Below are 17,112 nucleotides of genomic sequence, written 5' to 3'. Positions count from 1 at the left end.
CATGAGAGCCCGTTGGGAGAATGGGCAGGGAGAAAGCAATGACATTTTTCAGGAAATTTCTGATCGTGGGCGCTGCGTCGCTTGTGATGGCATCCGGTGCGTTTGCAGCCAATATCGCCGTTGTCGGCGGCAAGAATGACGATGCGTTCTGGAACCTCATCAAAAAAGGTGTCGACGACGCACGCCTCGTGGTCGAGGTGAATGGCGGCAAGGTCAACTATCTCCGCCTGCAGACCTACGACAATTTTGCACCCGATGTGGTGCAGCTGATCCAGACCGCCATCAGCCAGAAGGTCGACGGCCTCGTCATTCCGAACTGGGTTCCGGAAGGCGAGGACCCGACGATCCGGGAAGCCATCAATGCCGGCATCAAGGTCATTCTCATGAATGCCGGGGGGCACGAGAAAGCCAAGGAACTCGGCGCGATCAATTATGTCGGCTCCGATGAATATCTGGCGGGTGTGGCCGGCGGCGAATATTTCGCCAGGCAGGGCAAAAAGAACGTCATCTGTGTCAACACCGTTCCTGGCGCCGCCAATCTCGAAGCACGATGCAAGGGGGTCCTCGACGGCATCACCAAGGCTGGCGGCACCGGCAAGCAGCTGCCGCTTCCCGCCACCAGCTTCGGCGATGCCACCGCCGTCGCCGAAGCGATCAAGGCCACGCTGCTTCAGGACGGCAAGATCGACGGCGTCCTTACCATTTCGGCAGGTGACGCGGATTCGGCCGCCATCGGCGTCATGCAGGCCGGCAAAACCGAAACCGCCCTGCTCGGCACTTTCGATCTCAACCAGTCCGGCCTCGACCGGATCAAGGGCGGAACGCAGGGTTTCGCAATCGACCAGCAGCCCTATCTGCAATCGCTGCTGGCGGTGACGCTTCTGGCCTCGGCCATCGATTTCGGCACCGATCTGCCAACCGCCCCGCTGCTGACTGGACCGAGCATCGTCGACAAATCCAACATCGAAGCCACGCTTGCCGGCGTCGCCAAGGGTGCGCGCTGAGCGGTGAGACACGCCCTGCCCCGACCCCCGCCGTACCGGGGATCGGGACCTGACGGGTAAAGGACACCGCCTCGAAACCCTTGACTAATAGTGGAGTGAACGACGTGAAAAATCTCTCGTTGGGCGACCTTTTGCGCCGTCCGGAATCGGGCGCCTTTCTCGGCCTTGTTTTTGTTCTTGCCTTCTTTGTTGTCTTCGGCAGCATCGAATTTCTGAAACCCGCCGGCGCCGCAAGTTGGCTGAACGTCGCCGCCAATCTCGGTATCGTCGCCATTCCCGTCGGGTTGCTGATGATTTCCGGCGAGCTGGATATTTCCATCGGCGCAATGATCCCGGCCGGCGCGCTGACGGTCGCCATTATCTCCGGTTATTACGGCATGCCGATCTGGCTCGGTATCATCGGCGCGCTTTGCCTTGGTGTACTAGTCGGGCTGATCAATGGCTTTCTGGTCATAAGAACCGTGGTGCCATCCCTGATCGTGACGCTCGGTACGCTCTTTGCCGTGCAGGGTCTGATCCTCGGTTTTTCGGTGCTGCTGACCGGAACGACCAGTGTGGCGCTAAGTCCGGCGCAATCCGGCCCCATCGCCAAATTCCTGTTCGGGCAGTTCATCGGCGGCAGTTTTCAGGTCAGCATCGTCTGGTGGCTGCTGCTGACGGCGATCTATATCTTCTATGTCCATTATTCGCCCTTCGGAAACTGGATCTTCGCCATGGGCGGCGACCGCGTGAGCGCTCGCAACGCCGGTATTCCCACCGACAAGTTGACGGTGACGCTTTTCGTCCTTTCCTCTGTCAGCGCCTCCTTCGTCGGCGTCTGTCAGGCCATATTGTTCAATGTCGCCCAAGTCTCGGCAGGCATGACCTTCATCTTCAACTCCATCATCGCGGTCGTCGTGGGCGGGGTGTTGCTGACCGGCGGCTTCGGTTCGGTGATCGGCATTTTTCTCGGCACCATCACCTTCGCCATCGTCAATCAGGGCATTTATTTCACCGCCTTCGACCGCAACTGGTCGAGCCTCATCATCGGCGTCATGCTACTCCTGGCCGTGCTCATGAACAACACTTTCCGCGTCATGGCGCTGACCTATTCGCCGAAGAAGAAGTGAGGGCGGACGATGACGACACCCATTCTCGAACTTAAGAATGTCAATAAATCCTTCGGCCCAATCGATGTCCTTCACGATATCTCGCTGAAAGTGCGGGCGGGTGAGGTGCTTTGCCTGCTGGGAGACAATGGCGCTGGAAAATCTACGCTGATCAAGACGCTGGCCGGTGTTTACCAGCCCAGTTCCGGCGAATTGTTGATGGATGGAAAGCCGGTCAATTTCGACGGGCCGCGCGACGCACAGCGCATGGGCATTTCCACCGTTCATCAATTCGGCGGAACCTTTCCGTTGATGAGCATCGGCCGCTCCTTCTTCGTTGGCGCCGAACCGACCAAAGGTTTCTGGCCATTCCGGATCTACGACCACAAGAAAGCCAATGAAATCGCCGTCAAGGCCGTGCAGGAATTCGGTATCACCCGCATCGATGACGGCGACCGCCTGATCGGCGGGCTTTCCGGCGGCGAGCGGCAATCGCTCGCCATCGCCCGCGCGGTACATTTTGGCGCGCGCGTTCTCATCCTCGACGAGCCGACGGCAGCACTTGGCGTGAAACAGGCATCCCACGTCCTGCGCATCGTGCTGGAAGCGCGCAAGCGGGGGATCGCGGTGATCTTCATCACCCATCAGGTCACCCATGCCATCGCCGTCGGCGACCATTTCGCCGTACTCATCCGTGGCGCGGTCGCCGCCAACTTCCGCAAGGGCGAAAAATCCCGCGAGGAAATCACCGATCTGATGGCCGGCGGTGAGGCGCTCGCCGATCTCGGCGCGGAGGTGGAAAATTACATGGCGAGCCATGACGGCCATCCGCCGCAGCAACCATCCAAGCAGGACATAGAGAAGGATCAAGACCGATGAAGATCGCCCTAGACCCCCACATGCACCGTTTCACCAGCCTCGATGAACTGCCCGCCAAGGTAAAGGAACTTGGTTTTGACTGGATCGAACTCAGCCCACGCGCCGATTTCCTCGAATGGTTCAAGGCGCCGCGTGTGTTTCCCGAGCGCATCCGGTCCTTCAAGACGGCTTTGAAGGAGGCCGATGTCGGTATCGCCTCGCTGCTGCCGATGTATCGCTGGGCCTCCAATGACGAGGCCGAACGGCAGGCGGCGGTCAAACACTGGAAACGCGCCATCGAGATCGCCATCGAACTGGAGGTCGACACGATGAACTCCGAATTCGGCCGCGGTCCGCATCCCGACAAGGGGTCATGTTATTGCTGCCATACCGGCTCGATGATCGAGGCTTGCGAGGATGCCTGGTGGCGCTCGATGGAAGAGCTGGTGCCGATCTTCGAGCGCGAAGGCATCAGCCTGCATGTCGAGCCGCATCCGGAAGACTGGTGCGAGACGCTGCAGCCGGCGCTGGACATCATCCGCACCGTCAATTCGAAGAATGTGAAATTCCTCTATTGCGCGCCGCATACCTTTTATTTCGGCGACGACACCAAAGCGATGCTGCGCGAGGCGAAGGATGTGCTGGCGCATGTGCATGTGGGGGATACCTTCAACCACAAGGCCAGTTCCGGGCTGCGCTACATTCTCAATCCACCGGGCACACAGGCGCGGGTGCATCAGCACTTGAATATCGGCCAGGGCGAAGTGCCATGGGACGACTTCTTCGGCACGCTCGCCGAAATCGGTTTCGACGGCATCATGACCTCCTGCGTCTTCGCCTGGGAGGACAGGGCCGATGAATCGAGCAAGTTCATGCGAGCCAAGATGCAGGACTATATCGACCTCTATTTCAAGAAATAACGCGGCAAACCGGCGCTGATGACGAGGCAGACCTTGCCTGCGGCGACAGACCATTCGGAACATCAATTTGAAAGGCGATTGACATGATCAACGGAGAAAGACTGATTTCAAGGCCGCTGCGCTGGGCCATGGTGGGCGGCGGACGCACGGGACAGGTGGGTTACAAGCACCGCACCGGCGCCCTGCGCGACGGCAACTACCAGCTCGTCGCGGGCGCCTTCGACCTCGATGCCGAAAGGGGCAGAGACTTCGGCGTCAATCTCGGCCTGGCGGCGGAACGCTGCTATGCGGATTACAAGGCGCTGATTGCCGGCGAGACGGCGCGCGAAGACGGTGTTGACGTCGTCTCCATCGCCACCCCCAATTTCACCCATTACGAGATCACCAAGGCCTGCCTTGAAGCCGGGCTGCATGTCATCTGCGAAAAGCCGCTATTCTTCACCGTGGCCGAATGCGACGAGGTCGCGCGGCTGGCCGAACAGAAGGGGCTGATCGTCGGCGTCACCTATGGCTTTACCGGGCATCCGCTGGTCCACCAGATGGCGGCCATGGTCAAAAAGGGAATGCTGGGCGACATCCGTATCGTTGACCTGCAATATACCCACGGCTTCAATGCCGGTGACGATGTGGGCGCGGGCGAGGCCGTCAAATGGCGCACCAATCCCCGTACCGCCGGCCCGACCTTCGTGCTGGGCGATATCGGCACGCATCTTTATTATCTCTCAGAAGTCGTGCTGCCGCATATGAAGGTGGAACGGCTGCTCTGCGACCGCAAGGCCTTCATCCCCACCCGCGCGCCGCTGGAAGACCACGCCACCGTTCTGATGCACTATGACAATGGCGCACGCGGCCGTCTCTGGGTCTCCTCCGTCAATGCCGGCAATATGGGATCGCAGCGTTACCGCTTCGTTGGCTCCAAGGCCTCGCTTGAATGGTCCGATTCCCACCCCGACCAATTGATCTACGAGGTTCAGGGCGAACCCGGCCGCGTCCTGCACCACGGCATGCCTTATCTGGAACAGGAAAGCCTCGCCATCGATCGTATGGGCGCGCTGCATACCGAAGGCCTCGGTGACAGCTGGTCGAACATCTACCTCTGGATCGCCCAGGCGATCGACGCAGCAAATCGCGGTGACAGGGCCTTTCTGAAAGCCCACCATTATCCCGGCATCACGGCCGGCACCGAAGGCGTTCGCTGGCTGGAAAACTGCGTCCGCTCGGCCGATGCCGGCGCCGCCTGGGTCGACTTCGCATAACCAGTTCGGGGGCGCGCCGGACCACTCTCCCGTCCTCCTCCTCACGCGCGTCCCCATATTTTTTCGGAAAGACAACACGATGAAACTCGCGATTTGTACTGATGTCATGGTGAACCTGTCCTTCACCGATATGCTCGACAAATGCGTCGCGCTTGGCGTCGAAGGCATCGAGATGACCGGCGGCGGCTGGTCCAGTGGCCCGCATTTCCGGGCGGACGAACTTCTGGCGAACAAGGGACTTCTCAAATCCAAGCTCAAGGAAATCGAGGCCCGCGGCCTCGAAATTGCCGCCCTCAATTGCTCCGCCAACCCGCTCGATCCCGGCGATATGGGCAAGCGCCACCTGAAGGAAATGCAGGACACCGTTCGGCTCGCCGGTGAAATCGGCGTGACGAAGATCGTCACCATGTCCGGCCTGCCGGAGGCGGCGCCCGGCGATACCGTACCGAACTGGCTCGTCTACACCAAGAGCTGGCCGAACGAGATGCCAGAGCGCGACCGTTACCAGTGGGAAGATCGCGCTTTCCCCCTCTGGCATGGGCTCGTGAAGCTCGCGAAAGAAGCTGGCGTCGAAAAATATGCGCTCGAGAATTTTTCGGCCATGCTTGTCTGGAACCCGGAAACCCTGTTCCGCCTGCGCAACGAAGTCGGCCCGACGGTGGGCATGAATCTCGATCCGTCGCATCTGATGTGGATGGGGGCTGATCCCATCGCATCGGCCCGTGCGCTGGGCGGCGCAATCCACCATTGCCATGGCAAGGACACCCGCATCGAACGCGGCCTGGCGGATGTGAACGGTCTGCTGGAGCTGAAGGAGGTGACTGACGTCGCCAATCGCAGCTGGAACTATGTGGCGGTAGGCGCCGGCCGCGACCTGCAATGGTGGAAGGAGTTCTTCTCCGTCGTGCGCATGGCCGGTTACAATGGCTGGGTGAGCCTCGAAATGGAAGATTTCACCATGTCCACCGAGGCAGGCATCCAGTCCTCCATCGAAGCCCTGCAAGCCACCATCAGCCGCTGAAACCTGCTCCGGGCCGCAGAAGGCGGCCCGGCGTCAATTGCGCCACGAGGATGCCATGACCAACCAGATCACCATCACCACCGCTCCCTGCTGCTGGGGCGTCGACGACGTCAAAAATCCCCATCTACCCCATTGGGAAAAGGTTCTGGGCGAGGCGAAGGCCGCCGGTTTCGGCGGTCTGGAACTCGGCCCCTACGGGTATCTGCCGCTCGATCTCAAGCGGGTTTCACAGGCGCTCAATGAGCGCGACCTGAAGATCGTCGCCGGTACGATCTTCGACGATCTGGTCTCACCGGAAAACCGCCACAACCTGTTGCGCCAGACCGACGAGATCTGTGCGTTGATCACCCGCCTGCCAAAACCCGAAACCCATGCCGGCCAGCGTTTTCCCGCCCCCTATCTGACGGTGATGGACTGGGGACATGACGAGCGGGACTATGCCGCCGGCCATTCCGACCGCGCGCCGCGCCTCGATGGAAACGCCTGGAACGGCATGGTGGAAAACATCCGCGCCATCGCAACGCTCGCCCGTGAAAAATACGGCGTGCGCGCCACCATCCATCCCCATGCCGGCGGCTACATCGAATTTGCCGATGAGTTGCAGCAGATCGTTGAGGACATTCCCGCAGATATGGCCGGCCTCTGCCTCGATACCGGCCATATGGCCTATTCCGGCATGGATCCCGTCGCCACGCTTCGCCGCTATTGGGATCGTGTCGATTATATTCATTTCAAGGATATCGACGCCACGGTTTTTGATGCGGTTATGGGAGAACGTATCCGCTTCTTCGACGCCTGCGCCAAAGGCGTCATGTGCCCGATCGGTCGCGGCTCAATCGATTATCCGGCCATCCGCAGCCTTTTGACGGAACTCGGCTATGGCGGCTATATCACCATCGAACAGGAGCGCGATCCACGCAATGCCGGCGGCATTCTGGATGATCTGGCGGCCAGCAGGGCGTTTCTCGCTGAATGTGGGTTCTGAGAAAACGGGGCAAATCCGTTGAACCTTTCGCAGAGGCAATAGCGGCCGAGAACCGCGTAAGGACAACATTGAAAATGGCAATGATTGCAGGCGATTTCGTCCCTGTTGACAGCACCTGTCGGTAAACCTAGCCTGTATCACCGCGAGATGATCGAAATTTTTCTTTTTATTTTCATGGTGATACGATGATGACCCGTCGCCAGACCCTGCTGTTTGCCGCTGCCGCCACCGGTCTTTCAACCTTGCCACACCGGAGCCATGCAACAGGCTCATCGGCGCGTGCCGCCGGTTTCTGGTATCCTGAAGAAACCGAACCGCATGAGCGCACTTTCATGCAATGGCCGGTGAACACGGCCGTGCATGATGACCCTGATTTCCTCGATGATCTTCAGAAAACCATCGCAAAAATCGCCAACACCATTGCGGAATTCGAACCGGTGGTGATGCTGGCCGCAGCGCAGCACCATGGCGCGATCCGCCGCAAAGTATCGCGCAGCGTAGAGTTGTGGGATATTCCAACCGATGATTTGTGGTGCCGCGATTCCGGGCCGTCCTTCGTTGTCGATGGCAAGGGCGGGCTGGCCATCACGCAGTTCAACTTTAACGGCTGGGGTAACAAACAGACCCATAACGCCGATGGCCGCATTGCCGCGCGGATAGCCGAACGCATGGGCCTTCAGATTTTCGATGCAGGACTGGTGGGAGAGGCCGGAGGCGTTGAAACCGACGGTCACGGCACGCTGATCGCCCATGAAAGCAGCTTCATCAACGCCAACCGCAATCAGGACAGCAAAGCCCGGGTCGAGCAGATGCTGCTGGACACGATGGGCGCACGCAAGATGATCTGGGCGCCGGGAATTATCGGTGCGGACATCACCGATTATCACATCGATGCGCTGGCCCGCTTCGTCAAACCGGGGCAATTGCTGATTCAGATGGGGGGAAAAATCGATCCCGAAGACCCCTGGTCGATCGCCGCCTTCGAGACCCATAATGTCCTGGCCGCCGCCACCGATGCCGAGGACCGCAAGCTTGAGATGATCATTTTGCCGGAGCCCTACGACATCCGCGCGGATAGCGCAGATTTTGTCTCTTCCTATGTCAATTATTATGTCTGCAACGGCGCCGTAATCGCCGCCGAATTCGGCGACCAGCAAGCCGATGAACGAGCCGCGACCGGTCTTGGCAAGCTCTATCCGAATCGGGAGATAATCACGTTGAATATAGATCCATTGGGTGAAGTAGGCGGCGGCATCCATTGCGCCACCCACGAGCAACCCAAGGTCTGACATGGGCACAGGCACTCATGACGACCATAAGGCGCCGCAACCACGATGCCGAAATGGTGTCAAATTAGCAAAAAGTACTGATGAAGCGATAATGGCGGAGAGGGTGGGAGAAGTTCCCACCATCACTCCACCAATGAAGCATGCGTAAATGGGCAAATTGTTCCCATGCAATTCAATACTTCTGTACCAATATTTTGACCAGAAGCACTCGCGAAATTTGTAGTCCCAAACATGGCAATGAAGGACGAAAAATGCTATTTTGGCTCATTTTCACGAGATTATCTCGATGGTTATTGTGACTGCCAACCCAACAATTCGCATGTGGCGTTTGCGTATTGCCCCCTCGCTTGTTCGATATTTTTCCCTCCAAAGCCATTTCTTGCTCTGTATTGCATGACAATACCGTGCGACCCATCGCTTCGGAGAGCGGTAACTCGCGTGGAAATGTGCTCATAGCTATCGGGATCACGTAGCTGCGACTTCACGGCCTCCTCTAACGCAGGAAGCGCACCATAATAATAATCCAAACAATGGAAACCAGCTTTCCTTTTTGCACTCTGTTCCTCCGATGACGGCTGAGTGCAGAATGATAGGATCGCAATCAACGCCACAAAAACAGATCCCAGCCAGAAGTACGATCTGCATCCCGTTCTCGCCGCAACGGGCTGCGTGCTTCGTAAGGCTTTTTTTCCATCCACGCGAAAATCCTCCAAGCGATGTGATTACTTCTAAGACGTCTATCAAATTGCCTGCAGATTGCAATTAATTGCAAAAATGTAATTTGGCTCCATAACCACGGCGTTTGACTTCAGGCTAACTCCTGTCGGAGGCAGCATGGACGATCTGCGACGAACATTTGGCTTATGCGTGAAGGCGCATCGTAGGAGACTGGGACTAACTCAGGAGAACCTCGCTGACGCGGCAAATATCTCCTTGGATATGGTTGCCAAGATCGAGGGCGGCTCGAGTGGCGCAAGCTTCGGAACCATTGAACAGTTGGCCCATGCGCTATCTGTCGACGCCTATGAACTATTTCGCATTGATCATTCTAGTGAGCGGTTCGGGGTGCAGCTAACCGATATAGTCACCCGATTAGCTGCCCTGTCCGATGACGATTTAGTTTGGGTCAATACGCTGCTGGACGCTGCGCTCAAGCCACGACGTAAATTGCCCTAACCTAGTCAAAAACTGCATTAGGGCTCGGATAGGAGAGCGCCAGCTTTGGATCGCCTATCACCCATCCGTTAATTCTTGCTTCTTCCGCTGTGTCGAAGTCGGTGTTTGCGAACGTCGGACCAGCTTTGTCGTAAAAGTTTAACTTCGCTGGAACTTAAACGTAACTTCCTAGACAGCCACTCATCGCCAAAGTCTAAAATGGGCTCGACCTCGCCGCCCGCTCTCTCATGAACAGCGAGAAATGTCGCGAATTCCTCATCCGAGGGCTCATGATAAACGATGGGGAGGCCTCGAAATTCGGTAGGTGACAGCTCCAAAACCCCGCCACCATAAAAGCGACCGTCGATCTCTGCAAAAAGCATTGTCATGCTATTGTAGAAAGAATAAGTCAGCCCGCGAATGGAGAACCCTTCATTCATTCGCAAGCCGTAGGCAGTGTCAGTCAGATAAACGTTTGCTTCGTTTACGCAAAGTCGGGCGTAACTATGGGCCCGCTTGAACACGAAGCCAAGCTCCCGCTTGACCATGGGTACTTCGTACCAGTTCTGCCTATTCCGACACTTGTAGCGTTCGTGAAATAGCGCAGCTTCGCCCTCCTTGATATAGCTCTGTAGTCTGACGGGAAGGGCGTCTCTTGGGCCGCTGATGTTGAGAAGAAAAGTGGGTTCGCGTGCCTGCAGTTGGTCAAAATCGGCAGCTGTAAACACTGGCCGGCTGCTCGCGAAGCTTCCCTTTTTTAGGATCGGAACAACAAATTCCTCAAATCCCCGGCGCTCAACCTCATTTTTTGTGAGGATAAAAAAGTTATTGGCCGCCGAAACGATACCTGGAGCGCTACCTGCATATTTATCGAGCCTTGGGCACAGGGCGCGAAGCTTTCGCAGCAGGTCAAGACTGTCTGGTGATAAGAGAAACGAGTTGAAGGCAAGAGATGGATCACCGTCCGTACTGATGTCCACAGGTACACAATTTTGCTCGCCAAGGGCATGCAATGAAGCCACTTTGTTGATGTACAGGCCTGACTTTTCGGCAGGATCTTTCTGAGCGATGACAATCAACGCATCTTGGTCAATCTCAGGAAAAGCTTTGGCGTCTGAGATGTAAATGTCAATTCGCGCAAACTGGGCAAGCAGCCGCTTCAGCGCCTTCTGGCCATAGGCTACCGTAATGAGTTCGTATGGAAGAATGAAAGCTAAAACGCCACTTCCAGACACTAGATGCGACGATGCCGCGAGAAAAGCCGCCCAGCTGTTTTTGAATTCTGCTCGCTCATAACCTGTTACATCGGCGAGGTCTAACAATGCAGCCTTAAGAGATGACGAGAAATTGTGAGCGCGGATAAACGGCGGATTTCCGATAATCAGATCAAAAGATTGGGCCTGTGATCGTAGTAATTCCGAGGCGTAAGCCAGGAAATCACTTATGACAAAATCGGCCTCACCTCCATCGACAGGTTCGTCTTGTTGTAGTCGTTCAATCACTTGATCATCGATATCAACCAACGTCACGCGGCCATTAAACTTCTGCTTGCGCAAGGCACGCAAGAATTCCCCGTCGCCCACGCTAGGTTCGAGGATGTTTGCTGGCTGTCTCTTCAGTGAGGAGCTCAAATGTTTAACTAGCGAAGCCGCAACACCTTCAGGTGTGTAGACAGCACCAGTAAAACGAACCCCCGTCCTATCGTCATGCATTTAGCGCGCTATACTCGTAGCCTTCAATTAAAGTCGTCAAGTCATAAAACTGCTTCAGCAGTTCTATATTGGGATCATCAGGGCTCCCAGACGCTTTATGAGCATCGATTAATTGAGATATCTTTTCCCTTATGGCTCGAGTTCTCCGGGCTCGCCATAGCATCTCGTGACGCAACAATCCAAGGTTCAGTCGCTTTGCGACATATTTACCCAGCGGAGTTTCGCCCGAAATACGACCGTTTTCATTGCGAGACAAGTGGATATCGTAGACCGGATCGCAGGGATCCACGAAACCTTTTTCTCCATCGTTGTGAATGCTCGCCTCTACACCCACCCAATGATTAGACTTGCGGATATTACAAAACCGGCACGCGTAAACCAAGTTGGAGTACGTGGTTTCTAAAGCCGCGAATTTGCTTTTAGGTGCAAAGTGGTCGATGTGGAAAAGGATCGGATCTAAGCGGTCGTCGCTGTCATCACAATAGCCACAACAACCATTAAAATCCTGCCGTAGCTCAGATCTATAATCCTTATATTTATCTTTTTTTGTGACTACGGCACGGCGAACTGGTTTTTTGGCATGAACAGGAACCAACTCAATCTCCAGCTTTACTTTTCATCGCCGCAATAAGCTGCTCCGCCTGACGGATTAACTCGTCTTCACGAGCAAATAGGCCCTCTTTGTTCAGAACTGCACGTTTTGTGGACATAGGGAGTGATCCGCTCTTTTCCACGTGTCTTTCCAGCAGACCATCGAGTTCAAGAATGCGTTCAACTTGGGAGGCGCTCCTCTCGCTACCTTCAATTGCTATAAGTTCATCAAATTCATTCTGCCAAGCATCGATCCTATCGCGGTGATGCTCGACTTGAAGAGCAATTCGCTCGAAAAGATTGCGTCCTACGTCATTCTCTTTCTTGATGTTTTTCGAGTAAACTCTGTTCACATCGTTGGACGACTTAAGCGCTGCTGCGTCCCAAGACGTCCTTATGAAGCAAGGAAAATCGTCCCGGATCTCAAGAAACGCCTCCACTACTTGGGCACCAGTGTAGGCATTCTGCCCCGCATCTCCGAGATTAAAATCGGAGATAAGCGCATCGATGCGCAAATCCACCAGCCTACTGATCAAGGTATTTAGCTCGTCGTCTGGATGTAACAAGTGGATTTCTGAGAATAAGCCACTGTCATATGCATCCCCAAAAAAATTATCGCGTTCGTCAGCACTTTCATCCACGTAGGCTATAACTGGTAAATCCAACTCAAAATCCCCCTTTACGAACTTAGACCCACCGAGCCAACACGATGCAACGGCAAAGTCATTGACAAGGAAAAACCCGCTTTTCCTAGTTCGCTATCGAGAAGAACCCTTCCGCCGTAGTCGTGGATAATATTCTGAAGGAGCCACATACCAATACCAGTTCCCATCGGAGCACCGACGTCATCGGCGGACTTCGAGGAAACCCCGAAAGTGAAGATATCTTCAGGAAGATTTAGAGCTACCGACAATCCTGGTCCACTATCTTTGTAGTTGATTTCCACCTCCTTCTCTGTGGAAATCACCGTGATAAAAATCTCGCGAGATGTTTGCGATGACGGTCTTATGAACGCTTCCATCGAGTTTATAATTAGATTGTAAAAAACACTATCGAGATCGATCTCATGGGCGAGGATGGCTGCAGAGGTACGGCAGTCTAGATGGAGTGTACTGGCCTTGGATAAAAGGAATTCGTGCCAGTATTCCGAGAGGCCCTTTAGGTAATCCTCCATTCGTATCACGCGGCGTCTACGTTTTGCGGGCGAAGCTGCCGAAAGCGCGAAATCAACCCACCGGCTAACCTTTGCGTCTTCTCGCGCCCACCTTGCGATCATGTTGTATGGATTTACCGGATCAGGTACTGCGGATAGAAGACTTTGATCCACCACTCGTTTGAGAGACGCCTCCATTCGCTGTTGCCGCGCATCCATGTTGGCTTTGATTTGCTTTAGCTCGTGGGTGAACGACACTAGCACCGTTCCAAGAGTAGCCATCCCTCTAAGAACTTGCATATCCTCCTTCAGTGCGAGATTTTTTCGCTGCTCAAATTGATAGGCTTTAGCTACTTTTCGTCCGCGATCGCTGATCGTCTGGCTATCAGTTCCTAAATGAGCAGATGACCCAGATGCGGGCTTGTCACGCAAGAAATCTTTGGCAATCTCGCGGCCCTCTTCAACATCTTTTTCTTCTGGGTTGTCTAAGTCGTAAGCCTTGTCAAACTGGCTGTAGATATAAGCACGATCGCGTTCAAACTCGTTGATAAGAGCGAGGATTATTCGGCGAAAATATGAGAATGCACGTTCGTTCATAATCCCCTCGCGGTTTGACTGATCCGCGAGCAAAGGATTTCCCTCTTTGGAAATATGGATAGTTCCAGCAAGTTGCTGTGGCGGAACACGCCAACCAATTCGGCTTGCTGGGGCGGGATTGCTTGCCACACGTTGCCCGAGAAGCAGCCAATCTGACCCCTGAGTATTGGGCTCACCATAAGGACGGACACGAAAATCATCACGATAGAGGCGGACGCCCCCGGACGTTGCTAGCCAACGCCTCCGCTTTGTCACATCAAAACTCTTTTGGGGGAACCTAGTTAGGGTATCACGTGTCGGATTGGACAGCTTGAAAAAGTAGAGAGTGAAGTCGAGTGGACCAATCGCTAGATAGCTTTCCTCTTCATCCGCATCGTTCTTTAGTAATGAGCGGAGTGTCGTTTCATATGAATGGCTTCCTTTCTCGAAGTCCTCTTTTCGGAAACCGACTTGCTGCATCGCAGGCAATCCAAAAACCGTATCGCTAATTGCATCAACATCGATTTCCTGTCGATCCAGTCTGATAGATACAGTGCCATCCGCCCGTACAACAGCTTTGAGCCTATAGTCGAATTGATCTGGTGGTAGATTGTCAATGAAGCCCGAGGCTTCAGGGGACCGAAAGTCGTGAATAAAAATACTAAATTCACTTTGGTCACGTGGAGGCAGCAACGCCTCTAGCGTGTCACGTAGCTTTCGAGTATCGCGCTCGTCCCATTGGTCATGTAGCCACGAAATGCATATTGCTGTACCTCGATCGTATGCAATTGGAACACTTGGTCCTTCACCATAGCTGGGCAGTTCCGCAGGAAGAATATTTGAAATATTCTGGCCTTCGTAAACTTCTTTCAATGAGGTATCTTCAACCTCTAAAACTGCCTCAACGTCACTTATCACCTTTCCAGTGCCTTCAAAATCGCCCCAGTCGACGATCCAGTGAGCAGTCTGGCCAGAACCAGATTTGGATGAGAAAAGCTCGCACTCTTGGCCTAGCCGATCTAGGGCAAACCGCCCGATACCCTTCGCACCGGTCATAACTCTTCCGCCCTCAGAAAGACCGATTTGCTCTTTTGTGTCGGTTCCGATGACCATCCATTGATCTTGGATCGTTGTCGCTGACATCCCATGACCGTTGTCAATGATCCATATACTAGGAATATTTTTGAATGCGTCCGTCAGCTTCGAAATCACCTCGGGATCGATTTCCGTCGCAAGAGTGTATATGTCATCTTTTATCTTGTAATACTCTCTCACCCACGGCGCGACGGCCACTAGCGCATCAAATTGTTTTGCACTGAGCTCTTCTTTGACCGCGCTATTGGAGGGGACCAAAAGGATAGAGCAAACCTTGGCATCCGCATCATAAGCGTTTTTCACCAGCTCTGTAATCGCGCCCTGCGACGTAGCAACGTTCTCTCGCCCAATAAGGCGAGCCGCTCGAGCTGAAACTGTGAATGGAATTTTTGTTGTATTTTTCATCGAAACCACAAAGTGCCTATATGATGCTGGCTATAAAAACCAATGTGAAGGACGATAGGATCATCCCCCATTTAGTGCAATCCGATTACATAAACCAACCACTGCGCCCAAGTGGCCAAACGTCTCGGCATCTCCTATCGTACCATTTCAGCATTTACCAAGAACGCAAGAGGAGTAACCGATAGTTGTTGACTATATACTGACACTCGGCCGATCTCATTGAAGCCCGTCCACCTCGGCTAACGTGGAACCGGAGGGATACAGCGTTCCATTGAGGCCTGCATTCTGGAAAAGATATTGCAATGCGCCAAACGTACAGGCCGTGACGCAAGATTGTCATTTCTACTGGTTCTCAGATTATAGCCCCGCTCGCGTTCCCCTCGAATAGTTCGACCGAACGTATATAGCGGGCAAGCATGGCGTCGCTCGCATGCCCAGTTTGTTGGCGTATTTTCCAGCTAGACACGCCCGCCTCAGCCGCACTCGTCGCAAATCCAGCCCTTAAGCTGTGGCCAGAGAAATTACTTGGATCATGCCCAATTGCCGCCACTCGTTCTTTTACTATGACCGACACTGTCTCGGCCGACAGCCGTGATCTTGCGATGTGCCCATAGCGGTTGATCGCTCGGAAAATAGGTCCTGTCGTTTCCGAGATTAGCTTCAACCAGTCTTCAAGCGCTCCGACCGGACAATGTCGGGTCCTGCCAAACGGAATAGCTATCTGTCGACCCCTGCCCAATTGATCTGTTTTGCTCCTACGAATGGCGATCAGCAGACCTCGCTTCGCAGATTGCAGATCTTCAAAATCGAGAGCGACTAGCTCACTGCGACGGAAGCCGCCAGCAAAACCTATAAGTAAGATCGCTCGGTCACGACGATCCCGGACGCTGTCACCCATCTCGTTCAATGCTGCGAACAAATCCTCGCGTAGCAGTGGATGCGCTTGATTAGCTTTGGAGGATAGCGTGCGACAAATCCCTTTTAACGTCGACACCACTGGCTCCACTTTCGTCGGGTCAGAATATCCAGCAGCTATATGAGCCCGCGAAATAGAGGATGCCCATCTGCAGAGCGTTGTAGGTTTGTGGGTGGCTGCGTGCGCAGCGATATACGAAGCAAGGATTTCGGGGCGACATGGCAAGCCGCCGCCCCAATTCACGAACTTTCGAAGATCACCACTGTAGGCACGACGAGTATTATCTGCGTAGCTAAGGGCTATAAACTCTCGAACTTGGCTTGAGAACATGGTGGGTTTGTCGCGTGCAATTGATTGCAAATCTGGCACGCCGGCATCTAAATTCATTTGCTGTGACCCGCGATAATGAGAGTTATCGGAGATTGACCAGATCATCGGGATCCCCGGGCGGTTGTTTCAGAGTGGAGTTGCCGCTGACGCGACGGTTGTCGAAGTCGGCACCGAATGTCGTTTAGGTGGTCAATGGAACTACTGACGGCACCGACGATTGCAACTATACCCTTCTCCGGAGTGCCGATTTTCATCATATCGGTTCGAAGCCCGAGCGCATGGAGCGATTTGGACTGCTTCCAAGATAATCGATGCTTCACCGAGATCGCATCCACATAGAAGGCTGCCATTTCGGCGACCGCCAACGCTCTAAATTCCGGGACGAAATCCGAAATGCAGTCTCGCACCTCGGGATTTTCACGTAGCAATTGGCGAATGGCCGCCTTGCCCGTCTGAGTATGCTTATCGAATTGAATAGCCCCTAGATTTGTAGACACCTTCTTTCCTAATTTTGAGGCAAGAAGAGCATCATGAGCAAATCGAATTTCAGCGAAGAGTTTAAGCGTGACGCGGTGCGGCAGATCACGGAGCGGGGCTATCCGGTTGCTGAGGTTTCGCAGCGTCTCGGCGTCAGCCAGCATTCGCTGTATGAATGGAAGAAGAAGTTTGCTGGGTCGGACTCCAAGGGTAACGACGAGGCCGAGGAGATCAGGCGGCTGAAGAAGGAACTGGCTCGCGTCACTGAGGAACGCGATATC

General features: G+C 54.6%; 15 protein-coding genes. 10 read left to right on the top strand and 5 right to left on the bottom strand.

Going from position 1 to position 17,112, the window contains the following annotated elements; translation table 11 throughout:
• The first annotated feature begins 38 nt into the window (after positions 1–38).
• The 9 genes from CFB10_RS03805 to CFB10_RS03765 all read left to right on the top strand — a co-directional run bounded on the left by CFB10_RS03805 (position 39) and on the right by CFB10_RS03765 (position 9,597).
• Complete coding sequence (locus CFB10_RS03805) at positions 39–1,004, top strand: substrate-binding domain-containing protein (RefSeq protein ID WP_026364053.1); 966 nt, start codon at positions 39–41, stop codon at positions 1,002–1,004.
• Between the two features lie 104 nt (positions 1,005–1,108).
• Positions 1,109–2,113, top strand: a complete 1,005-nt coding sequence (locus CFB10_RS03800; protein ID WP_026364054.1) for an ABC transporter permease — start codon at positions 1,109–1,111, stop codon at positions 2,111–2,113.
• A 9-nt stretch (positions 2,114–2,122) separates the two neighbouring features.
• The gene (locus CFB10_RS03795; RefSeq protein WP_020012285.1) at positions 2,123–2,971 is read left to right on the top strand and encodes an ATP-binding cassette domain-containing protein; all 849 of its coding nucleotides are present in this window, start codon (positions 2,123–2,125) and stop codon (positions 2,969–2,971) included.
• On the top strand, positions 2,968–3,870 hold the full coding sequence (locus CFB10_RS03790; protein ID WP_026372498.1) for a sugar phosphate isomerase/epimerase family protein: 903 nt from the start codon (positions 2,968–2,970) through the stop codon (positions 3,868–3,870). Before CFB10_RS03795 ends, CFB10_RS03790 begins: the two co-directional genes overlap by 4 nt.
• Positions 3,871–3,953: 83 nt before the next feature.
• Positions 3,954–5,126, top strand: a complete 1,173-nt coding sequence (locus CFB10_RS03785) for a Gfo/Idh/MocA family protein (protein ID WP_020008891.1) — start codon at positions 3,954–3,956, stop codon at positions 5,124–5,126.
• Between the two features lie 79 nt (positions 5,127–5,205).
• On the top strand, positions 5,206–6,147 hold the full coding sequence (locus tag CFB10_RS03780; RefSeq protein WP_026363334.1) for a sugar phosphate isomerase/epimerase: 942 nt from the start codon (positions 5,206–5,208) through the stop codon (positions 6,145–6,147).
• Between the two features lie 55 nt (positions 6,148–6,202).
• Positions 6,203–7,132, top strand: a complete 930-nt coding sequence (locus CFB10_RS03775) for a sugar phosphate isomerase/epimerase (protein WP_020008889.1) — start codon at positions 6,203–6,205, stop codon at positions 7,130–7,132.
• Positions 7,133–7,317: 185 nt separating this feature from the next.
• Positions 7,318–8,421, top strand: a complete 1,104-nt coding sequence (locus CFB10_RS03770; protein ID WP_020008888.1) for an agmatine/peptidylarginine deiminase — start codon at positions 7,318–7,320, stop codon at positions 8,419–8,421.
• A gap of 834 nt (positions 8,422–9,255) precedes the next feature.
• Complete coding sequence (locus CFB10_RS03765) at positions 9,256–9,597, top strand: helix-turn-helix domain-containing protein (protein WP_020008887.1); 342 nt, start codon at positions 9,256–9,258, stop codon at positions 9,595–9,597.
• A 68-nt stretch (positions 9,598–9,665) separates the two neighbouring features.
• Here the strand turns inward: CFB10_RS03765 and CFB10_RS03760 are convergent, their stop codons facing one another.
• From CFB10_RS03760 to CFB10_RS03740, 5 genes are all read right to left on the bottom strand, one after another.
• On the bottom strand, positions 9,666–11,288 hold the full coding sequence (locus CFB10_RS03760; RefSeq protein ID WP_020008886.1) for an Eco57I restriction-modification methylase domain-containing protein: 1,623 nt from the start codon (positions 11,286–11,288) through the stop codon (positions 9,666–9,668).
• Entirely contained in the window at positions 11,281–11,883 is a 603-nt protein-coding gene (locus tag CFB10_RS03755) for an HNH endonuclease (RefSeq protein ID WP_170940894.1), read from the bottom strand. Before CFB10_RS03755 ends, CFB10_RS03760 begins: the two co-directional genes overlap by 8 nt.
• A 1-nt stretch (position 11,884) precedes the next feature.
• The gene (locus CFB10_RS03750) at positions 11,885–12,544 is read right to left on the bottom strand and encodes a hypothetical protein (protein ID WP_020008885.1); all 660 of its coding nucleotides are present in this window, start codon (positions 12,542–12,544) and stop codon (positions 11,885–11,887) included.
• A 14-nt stretch (positions 12,545–12,558) separates the two neighbouring features.
• Complete coding sequence (locus tag CFB10_RS03745) at positions 12,559–15,108, bottom strand: ATP-binding protein (RefSeq protein WP_020008884.1); 2,550 nt, start codon at positions 15,106–15,108, stop codon at positions 12,559–12,561.
• A gap of 352 nt (positions 15,109–15,460) precedes the next feature.
• On the bottom strand, positions 15,461–16,459 hold the full coding sequence (locus tag CFB10_RS03740; RefSeq protein ID WP_196805561.1) for a site-specific integrase: 999 nt from the start codon (positions 16,457–16,459) through the stop codon (positions 15,461–15,463).
• Positions 16,460–16,884: 425 nt separating this feature from the next.
• Here CFB10_RS03740 and CFB10_RS03730 point away from each other — a divergent pair.
• Positions 16,885–17,112, top strand: a 228-nt coding sequence (locus CFB10_RS03730) for a transposase (protein ID WP_020008882.1), incomplete at its 3' end; no start/stop codon positions are given.

Origin of the sequence: Agrobacterium sp. 719_389 (assembly GCF_900188475.1) — a bacterium.
Lineage (GTDB): Bacteria > Pseudomonadota > Alphaproteobacteria > Rhizobiales > Rhizobiaceae > Agrobacterium > Agrobacterium radiobacter.
The sequence above is the reverse complement of the archived record's forward strand: the minus strand, read 5'-3'. Positions and strand labels throughout refer to the sequence as shown.

Coding starts and splice junctions, on each gene's coding strand:
- CFB10_RS03805 (WP_026364053.1), top strand. CDS start 39: ATGACATTTTTCAGGAAATTTCTGATCGTGGGCGCTGCGTCGCTTGTG.
- CFB10_RS03795 (WP_020012285.1), top strand. CDS start 2,123: ATGACGACACCCATTCTCGAACTTAAGAATGTCAATAAATCCTTCGGC.
- CFB10_RS03790 (WP_026372498.1), top strand. CDS start 2,968: ATGAAGATCGCCCTAGACCCCCACATGCACCGTTTCACCAGCCTCGAT.
- CFB10_RS03785 (WP_020008891.1), top strand. CDS start 3,954: ATGATCAACGGAGAAAGACTGATTTCAAGGCCGCTGCGCTGGGCCATG.
- CFB10_RS03780 (WP_026363334.1), top strand. CDS start 5,206: ATGAAACTCGCGATTTGTACTGATGTCATGGTGAACCTGTCCTTCACC.
- CFB10_RS03775 (WP_020008889.1), top strand. CDS start 6,203: ATGACCAACCAGATCACCATCACCACCGCTCCCTGCTGCTGGGGCGTC.
- CFB10_RS03770 (WP_020008888.1), top strand. CDS start 7,318: ATGATGACCCGTCGCCAGACCCTGCTGTTTGCCGCTGCCGCCACCGGT.
- CFB10_RS03765 (WP_020008887.1), top strand. CDS start 9,256: ATGGACGATCTGCGACGAACATTTGGCTTATGCGTGAAGGCGCATCGT.
- CFB10_RS03760 (WP_020008886.1), bottom strand. CDS start 11,288: ATGCATGACGATAGGACGGGGGTTCGTTTTACTGGTGCTGTCTACACA.
- CFB10_RS03745 (WP_020008884.1), bottom strand. CDS start 15,108: ATGAAAAATACAACAAAAATTCCATTCACAGTTTCAGCTCGAGCGGCT.
- CFB10_RS03740 (WP_196805561.1), bottom strand. CDS start 16,459: ATGATCTGGTCAATCTCCGATAACTCTCATTATCGCGGGTCACAGCAA.